At 67.8% G+C, this 17,560-nt stretch carries 16 protein-coding genes; 6 read left to right on the forward strand and 10 right to left on the reverse strand.

Annotated elements, in window-relative coordinates:
- Window positions 1-5: 5 nt before the first annotated feature.
- The 5 genes from rng to F793_RS0105690 form a co-directional block, all read right to left on the reverse strand.
- Complete coding sequence (gene rng / locus F793_RS0105670) at window positions 6-1,544, reverse strand: ribonuclease G (protein ID WP_018881815.1); 1,539 nt, start codon at window positions 1,542-1,544, stop codon at window positions 6-8.
- 79 nt (window positions 1,545-1,623) lie between these two features.
- Window positions 1,624-2,733 (reverse strand): AI-2E family transporter, encoded by a 1,110-nt coding sequence (locus F793_RS0105675; protein WP_018867479.1) that lies wholly within the window; start codon window positions 2,731-2,733, stop codon window positions 1,624-1,626.
- A complete protein-coding gene (locus tag F793_RS0105680; protein WP_019583982.1) occupies window positions 2,730-3,215 on the reverse strand; it encodes a hypothetical protein in 486 nt (161 codons plus the stop codon). The genes F793_RS0105675 and F793_RS0105680 overlap by 4 nt, the downstream gene beginning before the upstream one ends.
- Window positions 3,212-3,958: a type 1 glutamine amidotransferase gene (locus F793_RS0105685; protein ID WP_018867481.1), complete on the reverse strand. Its 747-nt coding sequence runs from the start codon at window positions 3,956-3,958 to the stop codon at window positions 3,212-3,214. Before F793_RS0105685 ends, F793_RS0105680 begins: the two co-directional genes overlap by 4 nt.
- 131 nt (window positions 3,959-4,089) lie before the next feature.
- Entirely contained in the window at window positions 4,090-4,998 is a 909-nt protein-coding gene (locus F793_RS0105690) for a LysR family transcriptional regulator (RefSeq protein WP_018867482.1), read from the reverse strand.
- Window positions 4,999-5,169: 171 nt separating this feature from the next.
- Between F793_RS0105690 and F793_RS0105695 the strand changes: the two genes are divergently transcribed.
- From F793_RS0105695 to rpmG, 3 genes are all read left to right on the forward strand, one after another.
- Complete coding sequence (locus F793_RS0105695) at window positions 5,170-6,894, forward strand: bifunctional diguanylate cyclase/phosphodiesterase (RefSeq protein ID WP_018881817.1); 1,725 nt, start codon at window positions 5,170-5,172, stop codon at window positions 6,892-6,894.
- Between the two features lie 97 nt (window positions 6,895-6,991).
- A complete protein-coding gene (gene rpmB / locus F793_RS0105700) occupies window positions 6,992-7,228 on the forward strand; it encodes a 50S ribosomal protein L28 (protein WP_017941409.1) in 237 nt (78 codons plus the stop codon).
- A 12-nt stretch (window positions 7,229-7,240) separates the two neighbouring features.
- Window positions 7,241-7,411 (forward strand): 50S ribosomal protein L33, encoded by a 171-nt coding sequence (gene rpmG, locus F793_RS0105705; RefSeq protein ID WP_012983362.1) that lies wholly within the window; start codon window positions 7,241-7,243, stop codon window positions 7,409-7,411.
- 132 nt (window positions 7,412-7,543) lie between these two features.
- Here the strand turns inward: rpmG and F793_RS0105710 are convergent, their stop codons facing one another.
- Window positions 7,544-7,774: a hypothetical protein gene (locus F793_RS0105710; protein WP_018867485.1), complete on the reverse strand. Its 231-nt coding sequence runs from the start codon at window positions 7,772-7,774 to the stop codon at window positions 7,544-7,546.
- An 84-nt stretch (window positions 7,775-7,858) separates the two neighbouring features.
- Between F793_RS0105710 and F793_RS0105715 the strand changes: the two genes are divergently transcribed.
- Genes F793_RS0105715 through mutM form a run of 3 tightly spaced genes read left to right on the forward strand, consistent with a single transcriptional unit; the run spans window position 7,859 to window position 10,832 of the window.
- Window positions 7,859-9,073 carry an EAL and HDOD domain-containing protein gene (locus tag F793_RS0105715; RefSeq protein WP_018881818.1) on the forward strand — a complete coding sequence of 405 codons (1,215 nt, stop codon included), beginning with the start codon at window positions 7,859-7,861 and terminating at the stop codon, window positions 9,071-9,073.
- Between the two features lie 3 nt (window positions 9,074-9,076).
- Window positions 9,077-10,024, forward strand: coding sequence for a hypothetical protein (locus tag F793_RS0105720; protein WP_018867487.1), 948 nt, complete (start codon window positions 9,077-9,079; stop codon window positions 10,022-10,024).
- Window positions 10,017-10,832, forward strand: coding sequence for a bifunctional DNA-formamidopyrimidine glycosylase/DNA-(apurinic or apyrimidinic site) lyase (gene mutM / locus F793_RS0105725; protein WP_018881819.1), 816 nt, complete (start codon window positions 10,017-10,019; stop codon window positions 10,830-10,832). Before F793_RS0105720 ends, mutM begins: the two co-directional genes overlap by 8 nt.
- 327 nt (window positions 10,833-11,159) lie before the next feature.
- On the opposite strand, the gene F793_RS0105730 is transcribed toward mutM, so the two are convergent.
- The 4 genes from F793_RS0105730 to F793_RS0105745 are packed head-to-tail and all read right to left on the reverse strand — an operon-like array spanning window position 11,160 to window position 17,326.
- On the reverse strand, window positions 11,160-12,776 hold the full coding sequence (locus F793_RS0105730) for an ABC transporter ATP-binding protein (RefSeq protein ID WP_018867489.1): 1,617 nt from the start codon (window positions 12,774-12,776) through the stop codon (window positions 11,160-11,162).
- A gap of 2 nt (window positions 12,777-12,778) precedes the next feature.
- The gene (locus tag F793_RS0105735; protein WP_018867490.1) at window positions 12,779-14,047 is read right to left on the reverse strand and encodes an ABC transporter permease; all 1,269 of its coding nucleotides are present in this window, start codon (window positions 14,045-14,047) and stop codon (window positions 12,779-12,781) included.
- On the reverse strand, window positions 14,040-15,419 hold the full coding sequence (locus F793_RS0105740) for an ABC transporter permease (protein WP_018881820.1): 1,380 nt from the start codon (window positions 15,417-15,419) through the stop codon (window positions 14,040-14,042). Before F793_RS0105740 ends, F793_RS0105735 begins: the two co-directional genes overlap by 8 nt.
- Window positions 15,420-15,466: 47 nt before the next feature.
- Complete coding sequence (locus F793_RS0105745) at window positions 15,467-17,326, reverse strand: peptide-binding protein (protein WP_018881821.1); 1,860 nt, start codon at window positions 17,324-17,326, stop codon at window positions 15,467-15,469.
- Window positions 17,327-17,560 lie beyond the last annotated feature (234 nt).

Here is a 17,560-nt window from a genome sequence, read left to right on the forward strand (position 1 = left end):
ATAGCTCAGACGAAGACCACGTCGAACTGTTCCTGGGTGTAGAGCGTCTCCACCTGGAAGCGGATGGGGATGCCGACAAAGCTCTGCAGCTCCGCCAGCGCGGCGGATTCCTCGTCCAGCAGCAGGTCGATCACGTTCTGCGACGCCAGGACCCGCAGCTCGCGCGCGTCGTACTGGCGCACCTCGCGCAGGATCTCGCGGAACAGCTCGTAGCAGACGGTCTCCGCCGATTTGAGGTAGCCGCGCCCGCCGCAGACCTGGCAGGGCTCGCACATCTGGTGCTCCAGGCTTTCGCGGGTGCGCTTGCGGGTCATCTCCACCAGCCCCAGCGGCGAGACGTCGCAGATCTGCGTCTTCACGTGATCGCGTTCCAGGGCCTTCTCCAGCGCGCGGATCACCTGACGCTTGTGCTCGTCGTCCTGCATGTCGATGAAATCGATAATGATGATCCCGCCGAGATTGCGCAGGCGCAGCTGGCGCCCGATGGCCTGGGCCGCCTCCAGGTTGGTCTTGAAGATCGTCTCCTCGAGCTTGCGATGGCCGACAAAGCCGCCGGTGTTGATGTCGACCGTGGTCATCGCCTCGGTCTGGTCGAAGATCAGGTAGCCACCGGACTTCAGCTCCACCTTGCGCTCCAGGGCGCGGTGGATCTCCTCTTCGACGTTGAACAGGTCGAAGATCGGGCGCTCGCCGGGGTAATGCTCGATGTGCCCGATCAGTTCCGGCAGGTAGCGCTCGACGAAGCTGCAGACCTTCTGATAGGTCTCGCGCGAGTCGATGCGGATGCGCTCGATGTCCACCCCCACCATGTCGCGCAGGATGCGCTCGACCAGCGGCAGGTCGGCGTAGACCTCGGTTCCCGGCGACGCACTGGCCGCCTGCTCCTGCAGGCTGTCCCAGACCTTCTTCAGGAAGGCGGTATCGTTGTACAGGGCCTCGTAATCCGCCAGCTCCGCGGCGGTGCGCACGATGAAGCCGTGCTGCGGGGCCAGCTCGTCACGCAGCTGCTCGATGGACTCGCGCAGCCGCGCGCGCACGCCCTCGTCCTCGATGCGCGTGCTCACCCCGACATTCGACTGGTTCGGCATCAGCACCAGGTTGCGCGACGGCAGCGTGATGTAGGTGGTCAGGCGCGCGCCCTTGGACCCCAGCGGGTCCTTGACCGCCTGGACCAGGACGTCCTGCCCCTCGCGCAGCAGTTCGCGGATGCCCTCGCGCGCCGGCGCCGCGCCGCCATTGGCGGTCCCGTTGCCCGCGGCGGTTGCCGGGGCATCCCCGCCCGACAGCGCATTGCCATTGAGCTCCTCGCGCTCCACCGGCGCCACGTCGGAGGCGTGCAGGAAGGCGGTACGCTCCAGGCCGATGTCGACAAAGGCTGCGTCCATGCCCGGCAGCACGCGCACCACCCGGCCCTTGTAGATGTTGCCCACGATCCCGCGGCGACGGGTGCGTTCCAGGTGCAGCTCGGTCAGGACGCCGTTTTCCACCAGGGCCACACGGCTCTCCTGGGGCGTCACATTCATCAGGATCTCGGTTCCGGTCATGCGTTCTTCTTGTTATCGAATGGGGACCAACCAGCCGCCGGGCCCGCGGGCGAGCGCGGCGGAGGTCCGGGATTTCGGGCTACTTGGTGACGGCTTCGGCCGAACCGGCCTCGCCGTCCGTCGAGGTTTCGGGCGGCGGGTGCTGGGCTCGCGGCCAGGACTTGATCACCGCATGCACCAGGGTCGCCAGCGGGATGGCGAAGAACACCCCCCAGAGCCCCCAGATGCCGCCAAACACGAACACCGCGGCGATAATCGCCACCGGGTGCAGGTTGACCACCTCGGAGAACAGCAGCGGCACCAGCACGTTGCCGTCGAGGAACTGGATCACCCCGTAGGCGATCAGCACCCAGGCGAACTCGGAACTCAGGCCGAACTGGAAATAGGCGACCGCGGCCACCGGGATGGTCACCACCGCCGCCCCGATGTACGGGATGATCACCGAGATGCCCACCATGAACGACAGCAGCACCGCGTATTCCAGCCCGAACCAGTTGAAGGTCAGGAAGGTGACCGCCCAGACGATCACGATCTCGATGAACTTGCCGCGCACGTAGCTGGCGATCTTCAGGTTCACCTCGCGCCACACCTGGCTGGCCAGGTGGGTATCCCGGGGCATGAACCCGCGCACCCAGCCGAGGATCAGGTCACGGTCCTTCAGCATGAAGAACACCATCAGCGGGACCACGATCAGGTAGATCACCACGTCCACGATGTGCCGCGCCGAGGACAGCGAGAAGGACACCACACGCTGCCCCAGCAGGGTCGCCTCGGCGCGGATCGCCCCCATCAGCTCGAGGACCTGTTCGTCGGTAATCAGCTGCGGGTAGCGCTCGGGGAGCTGCAGCAGCAGCTTCTGGCCCTCCGAGATCATGCCCGGCAGCTCGCGCACCAGCTGGGTCACCTGGGCCGACATCAGCGGCACCACACTGAACAGCGCCGCAACGGTCAGTGCCAGGAAGGCCAGCAGCACGCAGGTGACCGCGAGGATACGCGGGATGTGCCAGAGGACCAGCCTCCGTACCGCGCCCTCCAGCAGGTAGGCAATGATCAGCGAGGCCAGCAGCGGCGCCAGGATACGCCCGGCAAAGATGATGACCAGGAATCCCGCGAGCAGCAGAAACGCCAGGATCACCACCTGCGGATCGGTGAAATGACGCTGGTACCACTGACGCAGGATGTCGATCATCGCGACGCTCCTCCCGCCTCCGGGTCATCCCCGTCCGCGGAACGGGTCGGGTCCTGGGCCACCGCCTTCTCGTAATGGGTACGGAAGACGACCTCCAGCTCGTCGATCACCTCCACCGCCGGGCGCCCCTGCATCACGTGCTGGCCCATCAGGGCCGAGGTCTCGTTCAGCAGCTTGGAGCGATCCAGCATGTGGTAGGTCGCCGACAGGCGGCGCATGGCCTTGATCACCGACTCGCTCTCCGGCCGCGGAATGGGCTCCGGCTCGGGCACCGGCTCCGGTGCGGGGGCCGGCGATTCCTGCTCCAGAAAGCGGGCAAACTTCAGCAGGCTGGCCTGGTCCTCGGGCGACAGCCGCGCCGCGATCTCGGCGATCGCCCGCGCCGGGTCCTCGCGGCCCTTCTTGCGCGCGCCCCCCAGCACCGAGCCGAGATCGCCTCCCGACAGACCGCCATCGCTGCCCATGCCCAGTGGAGGGATCATCCCTCGTCCTCGATCTTCAGGCTGAATACCGGCATCTTGCGGCGCTCCTGCATCAGGCCCAGCGCCTTCACCAGCGCCACGATCACGTCCTCGGTCACCTTCTGCATCTCGCCCCATTCCACGCGCGCCTCGCCCAGGAGTTCGCCCATGTTCGGCGGCGGGTTGTGACGCGCCTCCATGATGATGTCCTCGAGCATCCCGGGCTTCATCTCGGGTCGAAACAGCATGCCATAGGTCAGTTCGTCCGGCCGGATCGCCAGCCAGTCGCCGTCGTCGTCCACCAGCACCGGCTGCACGCCGTCCGGCAGGTCGACCCGGCCATTGACCAGTTGCAGCACCCGTCGGCCATCCAGGGCCTCGGCGAGTTCGTCGCCCTCGCCCGCCGCGGTCTTGTGTGCGGTCACGAAACGCGCGCGATACATCGGGTCCTCGTGCGCGGTGCCACCGGCCTGCTCGGCCACCAGCAATCCGCCCATGCCGATCCCGACTACCGGGCGCTTCGAACGGCGAAAGATGTCGATCAGCGACAGCTCGTCCGGGACCTGCGGGTTCTCCTCGTGATCCGCGGTCGGCCAGGCGCCGCCCAGCAGCCACAGCCCGTCGAACTGGGCCGCGGAACCGGGCAGATCCTGCCCCACGAACGGCCGATAGTAGGAAAAGCCAATATCGCGTTTTTCCAGCTGTGACTCGATCAGTCCGAGAAACTCGGAATAGGTATGCTGCACTACGCAGTAGTTCTTCATGTCGCGTCTATCCTGATTTTGTATTCGGGGCCGGGCGAGGGAAACACGGATCGGGGCCGGCTCGCGGCGGCGTCACTCCGACCGGCGACCCAGGCGCATGACGGCGGTGCCGTTGCCCGGCACCGCGTACCTCAATCCCGGTTTTCCTCTGCCGTGCAGTATCCGCGCAGGAACTGCATCAACACCTCCAGCGTGGGCACGCGGAACTTCTGCCGCGCGTGCACCAGGGAGATCGGCCGTTCCAGCGGCGGTGACAGTGGCAGTGCCACCAGTTCGCCCAGTTCCAGCTCCTTGGCCACCACCGCCTCGGACAGCACCGAAAGCCCCATACGGGCCACTACCGCGCCCTTGATCGCCTCCGAACTGCCCAGTTCCATGCAGCCCCGCAGGCTGCTGCGGTCGTACCCGGCGCGCCCAAGGTACTCCATGATGACCTCGCGGGTCCCGGAACCCTCCTCGCGGCATATGAATGGACGCTCGATGAAGTCCGCGACGCGAACGCTTTCGCGCGTGGCCAGTTCGTGATCCGGCGGCACGATCAGGCGCAACTGATCGACCAGGCAGGGCTGCACCTGCAGGCTGCGGTGGGTCACCGGGGCCTCGACAATACCGAGATCCACGCTGCCCTCCTCGACCATGAGCACCACGCTCTCGGTATTGCCCACCCGCAGGCGGATGCCGATATCCGGATGCTCGCGACGAAAGGCCCCCAGAAGGGCCGGCAGCATGTATTCCGCCACCGTGGTACTGGCCCCGATCACCAGCGCCCCGCCATTCGCGCCCTTCAGTTCGCGCAGGGCGGCCTCCAGCTCGCCGTAGGTGTCGAAGATGCGCTCGGCATACCGTTGAACGAGCCGCCCGGCATCGGTCAGTGTGACCCGATTGTGATTGCGATCGAACAACCGGGTATCCAGCTGCTCTTCCAGCTGCCGCACCTGGAAGGTCACCGCCGGCTGCGTCATGTGCAATACCTCGGCGGCCCGGGTAAAGGACAACAAACGCGCCACCGTTAGAAAGACCTGCAACCGCCGATCAGCCATGCCGCCCCGTCCTGGAGAATAGAGTCCGTACCATCCCCGGATGCTACCAAGCCCCCGCGACGGGCAACAGCGACCCGCGTCACCCGTGCGCCGGCCCGGACCTCCCCCTTCGGTGCAAAAAAACGTCTATAAGGGACTGACGACATCATGGCTCAATCCGAAGGAACCCGAATGGGGCCGTCCCCATACGACGCCTGGTCACATGCGCGTTCGCAGGGACTGCGCATGCCCTGGAAGATCGCAGGGACTGCCGCCGCCGCGCTCCTGATGGCACTGGTCACCCTGCTGGTCTACCAGACCGGCGGCACCTCCACGGCCTATCTCAACTTCATCCTGGTCCCGGTGCTGCTGGGGGCGGCCCTGTTCGGCCTGTGGGGCGGGCTGGCCTTCGGGCTGCTGGCCGGTCTGCTCCTCGGGCCCTTCATGCCCCTGGACACCAGCACCGGGGCCGCCCAGACCACTTTGAACTGGCTCACGCGCACGGGCATCTACATGGTGCTGGGCGGCTTCTCCGGCTGGCTCTTCGACACCCTGCGGCGGCATTCCGGCCGCCTGCTGGAGCAGGCCTACAACAACCCGGTTACCGGACTGCCCAACCGCGAATCGCTGGAACAGTATGTCCAGCAGCTGATGCGCCAGGCCGAGGCCCCGCAGGCCGCCGCCACGCGGGTGTTCGTGATCAGCCTGCAAATGGACAACTACCAGGACAGCATCAGCGCGCTGGGCCTGGCCGCCGAGCGCCCCCTGCTGCGCGGCATCGCCGACCGCATGCGGGGCGTGGCCGGTCCTGCCGGGGCCGATGTGTTTCATATCCACGACGACCACTTCTCGCTGATCCTGCCGCACCGCGGGCGCAAGGAGGCCCTGGTGGTGACTCAGGCCATGATCGACGCTCTGCAGACCCCCTTCGAGGTCTTCGACATCCCAGTGTATCTCGGGGCCCACGCGGGGATCTCCTCCTTCCCCTTCCACGAGCAGGACGAGCCGACCCGGCTGCTGACCAAGGCCTGGATGGCCATGCACCAGGCGAGCCACTCGGGCCGGCGCTACCGCAGCTATGACCGGCGCAGCGACGACAGCAGCCTGCATACGGTCGAGCTCCTCGGCGAGCTCCAGGGGGCCCTGGACGACGGCCAGCTGCACCTGCACTACCAGCCCAAGGTGGACCTGGAAACCCGGCAACTGATCGGGCTGGAGGCCCTGCTGCGCTGGGAACACCCCACCCGCGGCCCTATCCCCCCGGGCGACTTCATCCCGCAGGCGGAACGCACCGGGCTGATCCACCGACTGACGCGCCGCGTCCTGCACATGGCCCTCGCGGACCTCGCCACCCTGCGCGGGCACGGGCTGGCCATGCCGGTCAGCGTGAACATCTCCGCGCGCAATTTCCTCGACCCGGCGTTCGCCGATCATCTGCTGGAACAGGTACACGCCTCCGGTGTGCCCCCCTGCGCCCTGGAGCTCGAGTTCACAGAGACCGCCCTGATGGCCGATCCGGACGAGGTGATCACCGCCCTCGACCGCCTGACCGCCGCCGGGCTGGAGCTCTCCATCGACGACTTCGGCACCGGCTACTCCTCGCTGGCCTATCTCAGGCGGATGCCGGTCACCACCCTCAAGATCGATCAGGCCTTCGTGCGCCAGATGCTGGAACACGCGGTGGATGCCCAGATCACCCGCGCCAGCATCAGCCTGGCCCGCGACCTCGGGCTGAAGGTGGTGGCGGAAGGGGCGGAGGACGCCGCCACCCTGGACACCCTGCAACAATGGGGCTGCGACGCGGCCCAGGGCTTCGGCATCGCCCGTCCGATGCCGCTGGACGCAACGCTTGCCTGGGCCCACGAATGCGGCGTGGCGCCCCGGGTACGCGCCAACTGCGCCCCCGGGGCCGCCTGAGCGCGCCGCGGCAAAATCCGGCTCTCCCTTGCGCCGCCCCCGGGGCTGCGCTATAGTCCGCCGTCTTTCTGGTAGACCCAAATTCCGGAGTCCCCCGATGGCCCGAGTATGTCAGGTGACCGGCAAGCGCCCGGCGACCGGTAACAACGTTTCGCACGCCCACCGCAAGACGCGGCGGCGCTTCCTGCCCAATCTGCACTCCCACCGTTTCTGGGTGGAGAGCGAGAACCGTTTCGTACGCCTGCGCGTCAGCAGCAAGGGCATGCGCATTATCGACAAGCGCGGCATCGACGCGGTCCTGGCGGACTGCCGTGCCCGCGGTGAAAAGGTCTAAGGAGGCTTCACGATGGCTGCCAAGTCCGCACGCGACAAGATCCGCCTGGTGTCCTCCGCCGGCACCGGCCACTTCTACACCACGTCGAAGAACAAGCGGAACATGCCCGAGAAGATGGAGATCAAGAAGTTCGATCCCGTCATCCGCAAGCATGTGATGTACAAGGAAGCCAAGATCAAGTAATCGTGCCCCCCGGCGCGACTGCCTGATCCCGGGCGAAAAAGGGCCCGGCCCGCTCACGCGGTGCCGGGCCCTTTTTGTGTCTGCGCAACTGGAAGCCCCGGATGCACCGCGACGCGCACCCGGGATCCATCCTCAAACCGGATCCGGCTGACCACCCTTCCCGGATGCCGCGCTGCCCTCCGCGGCGGTCTCCGCCCAGCGCGTCATCACGCGTCCCCAACGATGCGCGGTCGCCGGGTCCAGTTCGATCTTGGTATAACGTTCGCCATCGCGGATAATAACTCGCAGCAACGGAACCCCCGAGTCGTGCAGGATCTGGCGCAACTCCACGACTTCGCCAAATGGCGCATCAATCGAATCCATGGTGCGTGTGTTCCTCCCGAGCCGGCCTGCCGCACTTCGTCGTGGCCGCCCATCCGTGATTGATCGTGTTCACCTGACGCAAGCATGCAACCAATTTTTGTCGGCCGGCAACCCATCTTCGACGATCAGGAGAACCTGGTCGGCTTCGAGCTCCTCTTTCGCGCGGGGCATATGGATACCGCCTCGGTCACCGACGGCGACCTGGCCACCTCCGATCTCCTGCGCAGCGCCTTTATCGACATCGGGCTGGAGCATCTCGTCGGCGAGCACCTGGCGTTCGTCAATCTGACTCGCGGCTTCCTCGAGCACGACGTCATCACCAGCCTGCCACCGGAGCAGGTGGTGCTGGAGATCCTTGAGGATGTCGAGATCGACGCCGAAGTGGTCGCCGCCGTGCGCCGCCTGAAGGCCCGGGGCTTTCGCATTGCGCTCGACGACTACCAGTTCCAGGAGAGCCACGCGGAACTGGTCGAGCTGGCCGACCTCGTCAAGCTCGACGTGCTGACCCTGGGCCGCGAACGCCTGGCGCAGGAAGTCGACACCCTGCGGGGCTTCGGAGTGGAACTGCTGGCCGAGAAGGTCGAGACCGCCGAGGACTATGCGCGCTGCCGCCACCTCGGGTTCAGCCTGTTCCAGGGCTTTCACCTGTCCTTTCCCCACGTAATCGAGGGCCAGCGTCTGGAGAGCCTGGAACTCGCCCTGCTGCGCCTGCTCAAGGCCCTGCAGGCCCCCGATCCCACGCCGGCCGAACTGGAGCGCCTGATCGCCGCCGAACCGGGGCTGGCGATCCAGTTGCTGCGCCTCGCCAACAGCCCGGCCTACCGGGGCCGGCGGCGCACGGACTCCCTGTACGATGCGATCCTGCGGCTGGGCCAAGGGCGGATCAAGCGCCTGGCGATGCTGATGGTCCTGCGCGGCGCCGACGGCCAGAGCCACGGTCTCGAACAGGTCATGATCCGCGCCCGCATGGGCATGCTGATGGCCCGCGCCCTGGGCCTGCCCCCGGAGGAATGCGAGCGCTATTTCACGCTCGGCATGCTGTCCGGCCTGGACCGGGTGCTGGGTGTGCCGCTGCGGCGCATCCTCGGCGAACTCCACCTGTCCACGGAGATGGAACAGGCATTGCTGGAGGGGAGCGGCCCGCTGGCGCCGCTGCTGGCGACCATTGCCGCCTTCGAGGGCCCCGCGCTGCCGCCCGACAGCGCGAATGCCCCCGTCCCCGCGCCGGTCTCCAGCCGCCTCTACCTGGAAGCCGTACGCTGGACCGAGGACCTTCTCGCATCCCTGGCGGAGCCCTAGACGATGCCCCTCACCCTGCGCAGCCAGCTGATGCCGGAAGCCGCGACAGGCCCCGACACGGGGTTGCGGATCCGGCTGCGCGAGCCCGCAGGGATCGAGGCCGCGCGCGGCACCCTCGAGATCCATCCGGGCCTGAGCCCCCTGGCACCGGATGACTATGTCGAATACTGGACCGCCCCCGGCACACCGCGCTCATCCCGCGAGGGCCCCGTGCACCTGCTGGAACACGACGATGTGCTGTTTGCGAGCTGGACCGGCCCGGACCACGGACTGCGGGAGCAGACCGAACAGGCCTATCAGTCGCTGCTGGCCGCCTGCCGCACGCGCGGCTACGAACACCTGGCGCGCATCTGGAACTTCTTCGGCGATATCCACGGCGAAGAGGACGGACTGGAACGCTACCAGGCGTTCTGTGTCGGGCGCGCCGCCGCCCTGGAGGCCCTGCAGGTCCCGCTGGCCAGCATGCCGGCCGCCACCGCGATCGGTGGCGACCGGCGCCAGCTGGTGATCTACCTGATCGCCACCCGGACACCGGCGAAACCGCTGGAGAACCCGCGCCAGGTCAGCGCCTACCACTACCCGGCGCGCTACAGCCCGAAGAGCCCGACCTTTGCCCGCGCCACACAACTGGATACGGCCGACGGCCCGCTGATCCTGCTCTCCGGCACCGCCAGCATCGTCGGCCACGAGAGCCGGCACCCGGACGACGTGGTGGCCCAGGCGCGCGAGACCCTCGCCAACCTCCAGGCCCTGCACAATACCGCCGGGCGCAAGCTGCCCCGGCCGTCCTGGTTGCGTGTCTACCTGCGCCGCCCGGAGGACCGCCCCCGGGTCGCGGCCGTGCTGGCGGAACACTACAACGCGGCCCACCCGGGTCCGATCGTGCAGTGGGTGCGCGGCGACATCTGCCGCCGCGAGCTGCTGCTGGAGATCGAGGGCGTGCATGCCTGAACTGCCCGAGGTCGAGACCACCCGACGCGGGCTGGAACCCCTGCTGGCCGGGCGCCGCATCACCGCCTTCGAGGTCCGCGAGCCACGCCTGCGCTGGCCCGTCCCCGAAGACCTGACCACGCGGCTGGCCGACGCGCAGGTCCACCGACTGGCCCGCCGGGCCAAGTATCTCCTGCTGGAGACGGATCGCGCCGGCGTGCTGCTGCACCTGGGGATGTCCGGCAGCCTGCGCCACTGCCCGCCGGAGACACCACTGCGGCGCCACGACCACCTGATCGTTCACCTCGACAACGGCTATCAGGTCCGACTGCATGACCCGCGCCGCTTCGGCTGCTGTCTGCCGCTACCAGACGACGGCACCCCGCATCCGCTCCTGGCTGAGCTCGGCCCGGAACCCCTGGACCCCGCATTCGATGGCGACACCCTCTTCCTGCGCAGCCGCGGCCGCCGTGGCCCGGTGAAGGCCTTCATCATGGACCAGGCCATCGTGGTCGGGGTCGGCAACATCTACGCCACCGAGGCCCTGTTCCTCGCCGGCATCCGGCCCGGTCGCGCGGCCGGCCGGGTCACCCGCGCGGAATACCAGCGCCTGGCCGCACACATCAAGGCCGTACTGGCCGAGGCCATCGAGCAGGGCGGGACCACCCTGCGCGACTTCCTCCGCGAGGACGGTACCCACGGCTACTTCCGCCAGTCCCTGCACGTCTACGGCCGCGCCGGGGAACCCTGCCACGTCTGCGCCGATGTACTGCGCACCCGCCGCATCGGCCAGCGCGCCAGCAGCTACTGCCCCACCTGCCAGAAATAGCCGCCCGCTGTGGCCTGGAGGCCGCGAAAGGCTTTTTTACCACAGAGGGCACGGAGGACACGGAGAAGGGCGGGTCACAGGAAGACAGGAAGCTCGCGAAGGTTTCTTCTGGTATGGAGTGTGATCGCGGTCATACCAACCCTCGAGAAGCGGAGAGCCTGGATATCACCCAGGACAAGACCGATTGCCAGCCCACTACAAACCGCCCTTGGTCTTCTCCGTGCACTCGGTCTCCTCTGTGGTGCAAAAATGCCCTTGACCTTCTTCGTGCCTTCGTGGTGAATCAAAACGACCGCACCAAGGCACATTGCCGCCGGCTCGCCCGGTTCAGAGGTAGCGCGAGACGCGGGGCACGGCGTCCAGCAGGTGGCGGGTGTACTCGGCCTTCGGGCTGGCCAGCACCTCCTCGGTGGCGCCGATCTCTTCCATGCGTCCGTCGTGCATCACCAGCATGCGATCGGAGAAGTACTCGACCACGCCCATGTCGTGGGTGATGAAGATCATCGCCAGACGCCGCTCGGCCCGCAGCCGGGCAAGGATCTGCAACACCTCGGCCTGCACCGACACGTCCAGCGCACTGGTGACCTCGTCGCAGATGATCACGTCCGGATCCAGCACCAGGGCCCGCGCGATCGCGATGCGCTGGCGCTGACCGCCGGAGAACTCGTGCGGATAGCGCCACAGGGTATCTTCCGGCAGCGCCACCTGCTGCAGGACCTGCCCGGCCAGGGCGATGCGTTCGTCCACGTCCGCCCCGATGCCGTGCACCGCCATCGGCTCGGTCAGCAGCGTCAGCACGTTCAGGCGCGGATTCAGGGACGAGGCCGGGTCCTGGAACACCACCTGCAGGTGGCGCCGCAGTCGGCGCAGGGGCTTGCGCGGCATGCGGGTCAGCGACTCGCCGCGGTAGCGGACCTCGCCACCGGTCGGTTCCACCAGGCGCAGGATGGCCCGGCCCAGGGTGGTCTTGCCACAGCCGGATTCGCCGACCACCGCCAGCACCTCGCCGTTCTCCAGCTCGAAACTGACATCGTCCACCGCGCGCACCACGTCGACCTGGCGGCGCATCAGCCCCTTGAGCACCGGGAAGTGCACCTGCAGCCCGGAGACCTGCAGCAGCGCATTGCGTCCGGCGCCCGGCACCGGCGGCAGCGGGGGCAGATTCTCCGGCAGGGCCTGGATCAGCTTGCGCGTATAAGCATCCTGCGGGTCGCGCAACAACGGCAGGCACTCGCCCTGCTCCACCAGCCGCCCCTCGCGCATCACCGCCACCCGGTCGGCCACCGAGGCCACCACCCCGAAGTCGTGGGTGATCAGCAGCACCGCCATGCCGTTCTTCTCGCGCAGGCGGTCGATCAGCTTCAGGATCTCGGCCTGGATGGTCACGTCCAGCGCGGTAGTCGGCTCGTCCGCGATCAGCAGGTCCGGCTCCGCCACCAGCGCCATCGCGATCATTACCCGCTGGCGCTGCCCGCCGGAGAGCTTGTGCGGATACTCGTCGCGGCGTTGTTCGGGGTTCGGCAGCTGCACCTCGCGCAGCACCTCCAGCGTGCGCGCGGCGCGCTGCTCCGGGCTCATCTGGGGGCGGTGCAGACGCAGCACCTCCTCGATCTGATCGCCCACGGTCAGCACCGGATTCAGCGAAGTCATCGGCTCCTGGAAGATCATCCCCACTCGGTCGCCGCGTACCTGCTGCATCGCCGGGGCTGGCAGCCCCAGCAGTTCCTGGCGTCCCTCGCGCCCGGCCAGCCAGACCTCGCCCGTGGGGCGCTCGAAGCCCTCGTCCAGCAGGCGCATGATCGCCAGCGCGGTGATCGACTTGCCGGAACCCGACTCCCCGACCAGCGCGAACAGTTCGCCACCGCGGATGGCGAAGCTCGCCTCCGCAACCAGCGGTGCCTCGCTGTCACGGTGACGGATCTGCAGGTTGCGCACCTCCAGCATGTTCAGCGCACCCCGCCGCTGGTCGCGCTGGTGGCACCGGCCGCCGGACGCGCGCCGGCATCGCGATTGGCACTGCGCGCGGCCGAGCGCGCGTGCGGGTCCACGGCGTCGCGCAGGGCCTCGCCGATCAGGTTGTAGGCGAACACGGTCAGGAAGATCGCCCCGCCGGGGAAGGCCGCCATCCACCAGTTGAAGGTGGAACTCTGTACCGCCTGGTTCAGCATCTGCCCCCAGGAGGGATCATCCACCAGACCCAGGCCGAGGAACGATAGCGTCGCCTCGGCGAGGATGGCCGAGGCGACCCCGAAACTGGCCGCCACCAGGATCGGCGCGATCCCGTTCGGCAGCATGTGCCGGAACAGGATCGACGGCAGCGACAGCCCCGACGCGATCGCCCCCTGCACGAAGTCCTGCTGGCGCAGGCGCAGGAACTCCGCGCGCACATAGCGCGCGTAGCCGGACCAGGAGGTCAGGCCGATGATCAGCATCATCAGGTACAGCGAGCGACCGAAGAAGGCGACGAAGGTCAGCAGCAGGAACAGCGTCGGGATCGCCTCGAAGATCTCCACCAGGCGCATGCCGATGATGTCCACGATCCCCGAGAAGTAGCCCATCAGCCCGCCCAGGATCACCCCGATCCCCAGCGCGATCCCGGTGGCGATGAAGCCGATGGACAGCGCGATGCGCGAGGCGTGGATCATGCGCGAGAGGACATCCGCACCGGTGTCGTCAGTGCCGAACCAGTGCACCCGATCCGGCGCCTCGCGCGGGGCCTCCAGGCCGGTATCGGCATAGTCGCGCAGGTAGTCGCGCGGCGAATACGGGATCGGGGCGCGAATCACCGTCTGGTATTCGCCCATGCGCTCGGCCTCGCGGTACTGATCGTGGATCACCAGCGACGGCGGCGAGACCGTCTGCCAGGCCACCGCGGCCAGCACCGCGCCCAGCGCGGCCCACAGCCCGAAGCGTCGCCAGGGCCGCCCGGGCAGGCGCCAGAAGACCAGCGCCAGCACCAGCAGACCGAACAGCGTCACGTCGGCTGCCGTCAGATAGCGCAGGAAGGGCATCGCCCACTCGCCGTCGGTGGTCTGCACCAGCAGCGGATGGGAGGTCGCCAGCACCGGCGCGAGGATCGCCACCAGAGTCAACAGCGCGATCCAGCCAATCCCGAGGCGCGCGCCCCAGCGCAGCAGGACCTCGCCCACCACGCGCCGCGCCCAGGAGCGGCTGCGGCGACCCCCGGTTTCCGGATGGCGGCTCGGCTCAGTCATAGTTCACCCGCGGATCGACGATGGCGTAGGCGAGGTCCGCCAGCAGGTAGCCGACCAGGGTCAGCACCCCGGAGATCAGGGTGATCGACAGCACCAGTTCGCGGTCGCGCGTCTGCACGGCCTCCACCGCCAGCTTGCCCATGCCGTCAATGGAGAAGATGGCCTCCACGATCACCGACCCGGCCAGCAGCGAGGGCAGCAGGGTGGCGGACACGGTGATCAGCGGCAGCAGGGAGTTGCGGAACACGTGGCGCCACAGCACGTCGTGCTCGGCGACCCCCTTGGCCCGCGCGGTGCGCGCATAGTCCGAGGTCAGGTTCTCCAGCACCGCCGAGCGCGACAGCTTGGCCAGGAACGCCAGCCCGCCGTAGGACAGACACAGCACCGGCAGCACCAGATGCCAGGCCCGATCCAGCAGGAAGCCGGGCACCATGCTGCCCGGCGCCAGTCCGAGGGCTAGCGCAAGCCCCATGCCCAGCCCCAGCGTCCCCAGATAGAAGCCGCGCAGCACCCCCCAGTCACTGTGCGCCATCAGCCAGCCGACCGCGGCGCCGACCCCCATGGCGACCCCGGTACTGACCATCCCGGCAACGGCCAGGTCGCGGAACATCAGCCAGCCACACAGGGCCCCGAGCACGGCCCCCAGCCCGCCACGGATCCGCGCCGGCAGGGTTCGCGCCAGGTAGATCCCCAGGGCCGCGCCCAGAAACGGCAGGACCAGCAGCAGCGGCAGGGCCCACACCACCTCCACCGTCGGCAGGAAGGTCATGTCCAGTGCCGCGCGCTGGCTGATGCCCCCGGTGGGAAACCACTGCCAGAACTGGTCGGAGGCGAAGAAGCCGATCAGCAGCACGCCCGCCAGCATGGTCGGCACCGACCACAGCGCCAGCAACACCACGCCGGATTGCGAGTCGAAGGCCTGGCCGTGCTGGGTGGCCGCTCGCACCCCCACGGCCACCGCGACGATGTAGATCAGCGGGATCGACAGCACGTTCAGCAGCAGCGTAATTGGCAACCGCTCCGCGATCAGGTCGACCACCGGGCGGCCGTAGCGAAAACTGGTCCCCAGGTTGGGCGCCTTGAAGTGCGGCCATCCGGTCAGTGAACCGTCCGCGTCCTGGGCGAAACCGATCGGCGAGATGTTGTTGAGCCAGCGCCCGAACTGCACCGGCGCCGGTTGATCCAGGCCGTAGAGGCGGTTGTAGTACTCCTCCATCGCCTTCTGCGCCTGCGGCTCCAGGCCCTGCCCCTCCACCAGGGTCAGGGCGCTGATGCCCCCGGGCGCCGCCGCCATCACCGCGAACACGACCACGGTGATGCCGAACAGGGTCGGCACCATCAGGATCATGCGGCGCAGGATATAGGTCAGCATCCTGCGCGACGCCTGCCAATCGATTCCACTACGTGGCCCATAGGCGACTACTGTCCGTAGCGCTGGAGTTCGAAGGGCACGTAGATCTCCAGCGGCACCGCCCCGAGGTTAAGCCCCAGCGCGGTCTGTTCCAGGTTCTGGATGCGCCGATCGATGAAGGCCAGCGTCTGGCGCCGCATCAGGAAGGTGTAGGGCTGGTCCTCGTGCAGGATGCGCTCGGCCTCGCGCCACAGCTCCATGCGCGCCGGCTCGTCCACCTCGCCGCGGGCCGCCTCGATGATCGCGTCCAGCTCGGGGTTCTGGTAGTGGATAAAGTTGTCGCCGCCGGAAACGGTCTGGCTGGAGTGGAACATCTGGTAGATATCCACCTCGACGCCACTGGTCCAGCCCAGCGTGATGGCGTCGAAGTCCTGGCGACTGAGCTTTTCCAGCATCACCGACCACTCGGTCGGCTGGGGCCGCATCTCCACTCCGGCACGCGCATAGAGATCGCGCAGGAACAGAGCGATGCGGCGGGTGTCCTCATTGTCCTGGAAATACGCCAGCTCGAAGGAGAACGGCTCGCCGTCCTCGTTCACCAGCACGCCATCCCGGTTACGCTCGCGGTAGCCGGCCTCGGCGAGCAGCTCCAGGGCCCGCTCGACATCAAAGGGGATCGGTTCGAGATCCGGCTTGTGCTGATCGCTGCGCGGCGAGAACGGCGAGATCGCCCGCTCGGCATACCCCAGCATGACCTCCTCGATCAGCCGGTCGACGTCCGTCAGGTAGCTCATCGCCTTGCGCACCCGCGGATCGGCGAAGCGCGTTGGCTCGCCGTTGCGCTGCTGATTCCAGGCGATATAGGAATAGCCCGCCGTCGGGCTCATGTACTCGTGGGTGTCCGCGCGTTCGCGCAGCGCCTCGTCGTCGCGTAGCCGGGCGTATTCACGCGGCCGCGCGCCGTAGACATCGATATCCCGGTTGCGGAAGGTGGTCAGGCGCGCGCTGTCGTTCTGGATTACGCGCCAGACCAGGCGATCCAATGGCGGCTCGATCGGGCCCCAGTAGCGCGGGTTGCGCTCCAGCTCGATGCGCCCGGCGTCCGGCGTCCAGCCGGTCGGGTCCTCCAGCCGGTAGGGGCCGGAACCGAGCAGGATGCCGCGCGACTCGTTGAAGGTCTCGGGATCCTCCAGGTAGCGCTCGTAGAAATGCTTCGGCAGCACATCGAGCCCCCCGGCCACCCGCATCGCATCGAAGAACGGTTCCTCGAACACGAACCGTACCGTGCGTTCGTCCACGGCCTCCACGGCCTCGACCTTCTCCAGGAACGCGCGCGACCGCGGCACCGCGATAGCATCGGTCATCAGGAAATCGAAGGTGAACTCGACGTCCTCCGCGGTCAGTGGCTCGCCATCGGAAAACTGCGGCCCCGAACGCAGGCGGAAGGTCAGCTCCGTCCCGCTGTCGTCGAATTCCCAGGACTCGGCCAGCAGACCCTGCCATTCCAGGGTGTCCGGATCGCGAACCACCAGCGACTCCAGCACATAGTTCTGCACCTCGGAGGCATAGGCATCCGAGGACACATACGGCGTAATGGTCGCGAGCCCGGTGCCAAAGGCCTGCACCAGCCAGTCACCCTCGGCGTAGTCCTCCTGCTCCGCGGCCCGTGCCGCGCGGCGGAAGGCCGACGGGACCGCGTCCGCCCGCGGGGCCTGCTCGGCCTCCATGCCGGCGAAACGTCCCGAGGCCAGGTCCGACTCCAGCCCCTGCAGGCTGCGCCGCAGCGCCCGCAGGTCCCGAGCCTGCTCGCTCATGGTGTTCTGCATGGAGGCCATGCGCTGCCACTGGCGGTCGATCTGGACCATCACCAGCAGCAACAGGATGCCCAGCACGATCAGGGTCACGATCCAACCGAAATGACGACTCACAAGACCTCCGGGTTGTTGCGCTGGCCGCCCGCCACACTGTTTTCGGCATGACGGGCGAGCGGTCGCGGGGACCGCGGGTGCTGGCACTATAGCAAGCCACCTGCTTCGGCTCATCGGGTGCTGGCCGCACCAGCACCACATCGGTATGATCCCGGAGACAGTCGCGCCCGTCCCCGGTTCCGCAGCCGGGCGGGCGCCGTCGAGACGGCCCGCCCGGGTACGTCCGCACGGATC

Origin of the sequence: Thioalkalivibrio sp. ALE22 (genome assembly GCF_000381445.1) — a bacterium.
Lineage (GTDB): Bacteria > Pseudomonadota > Gammaproteobacteria > Ectothiorhodospirales > Ectothiorhodospiraceae > Thioalkalivibrio.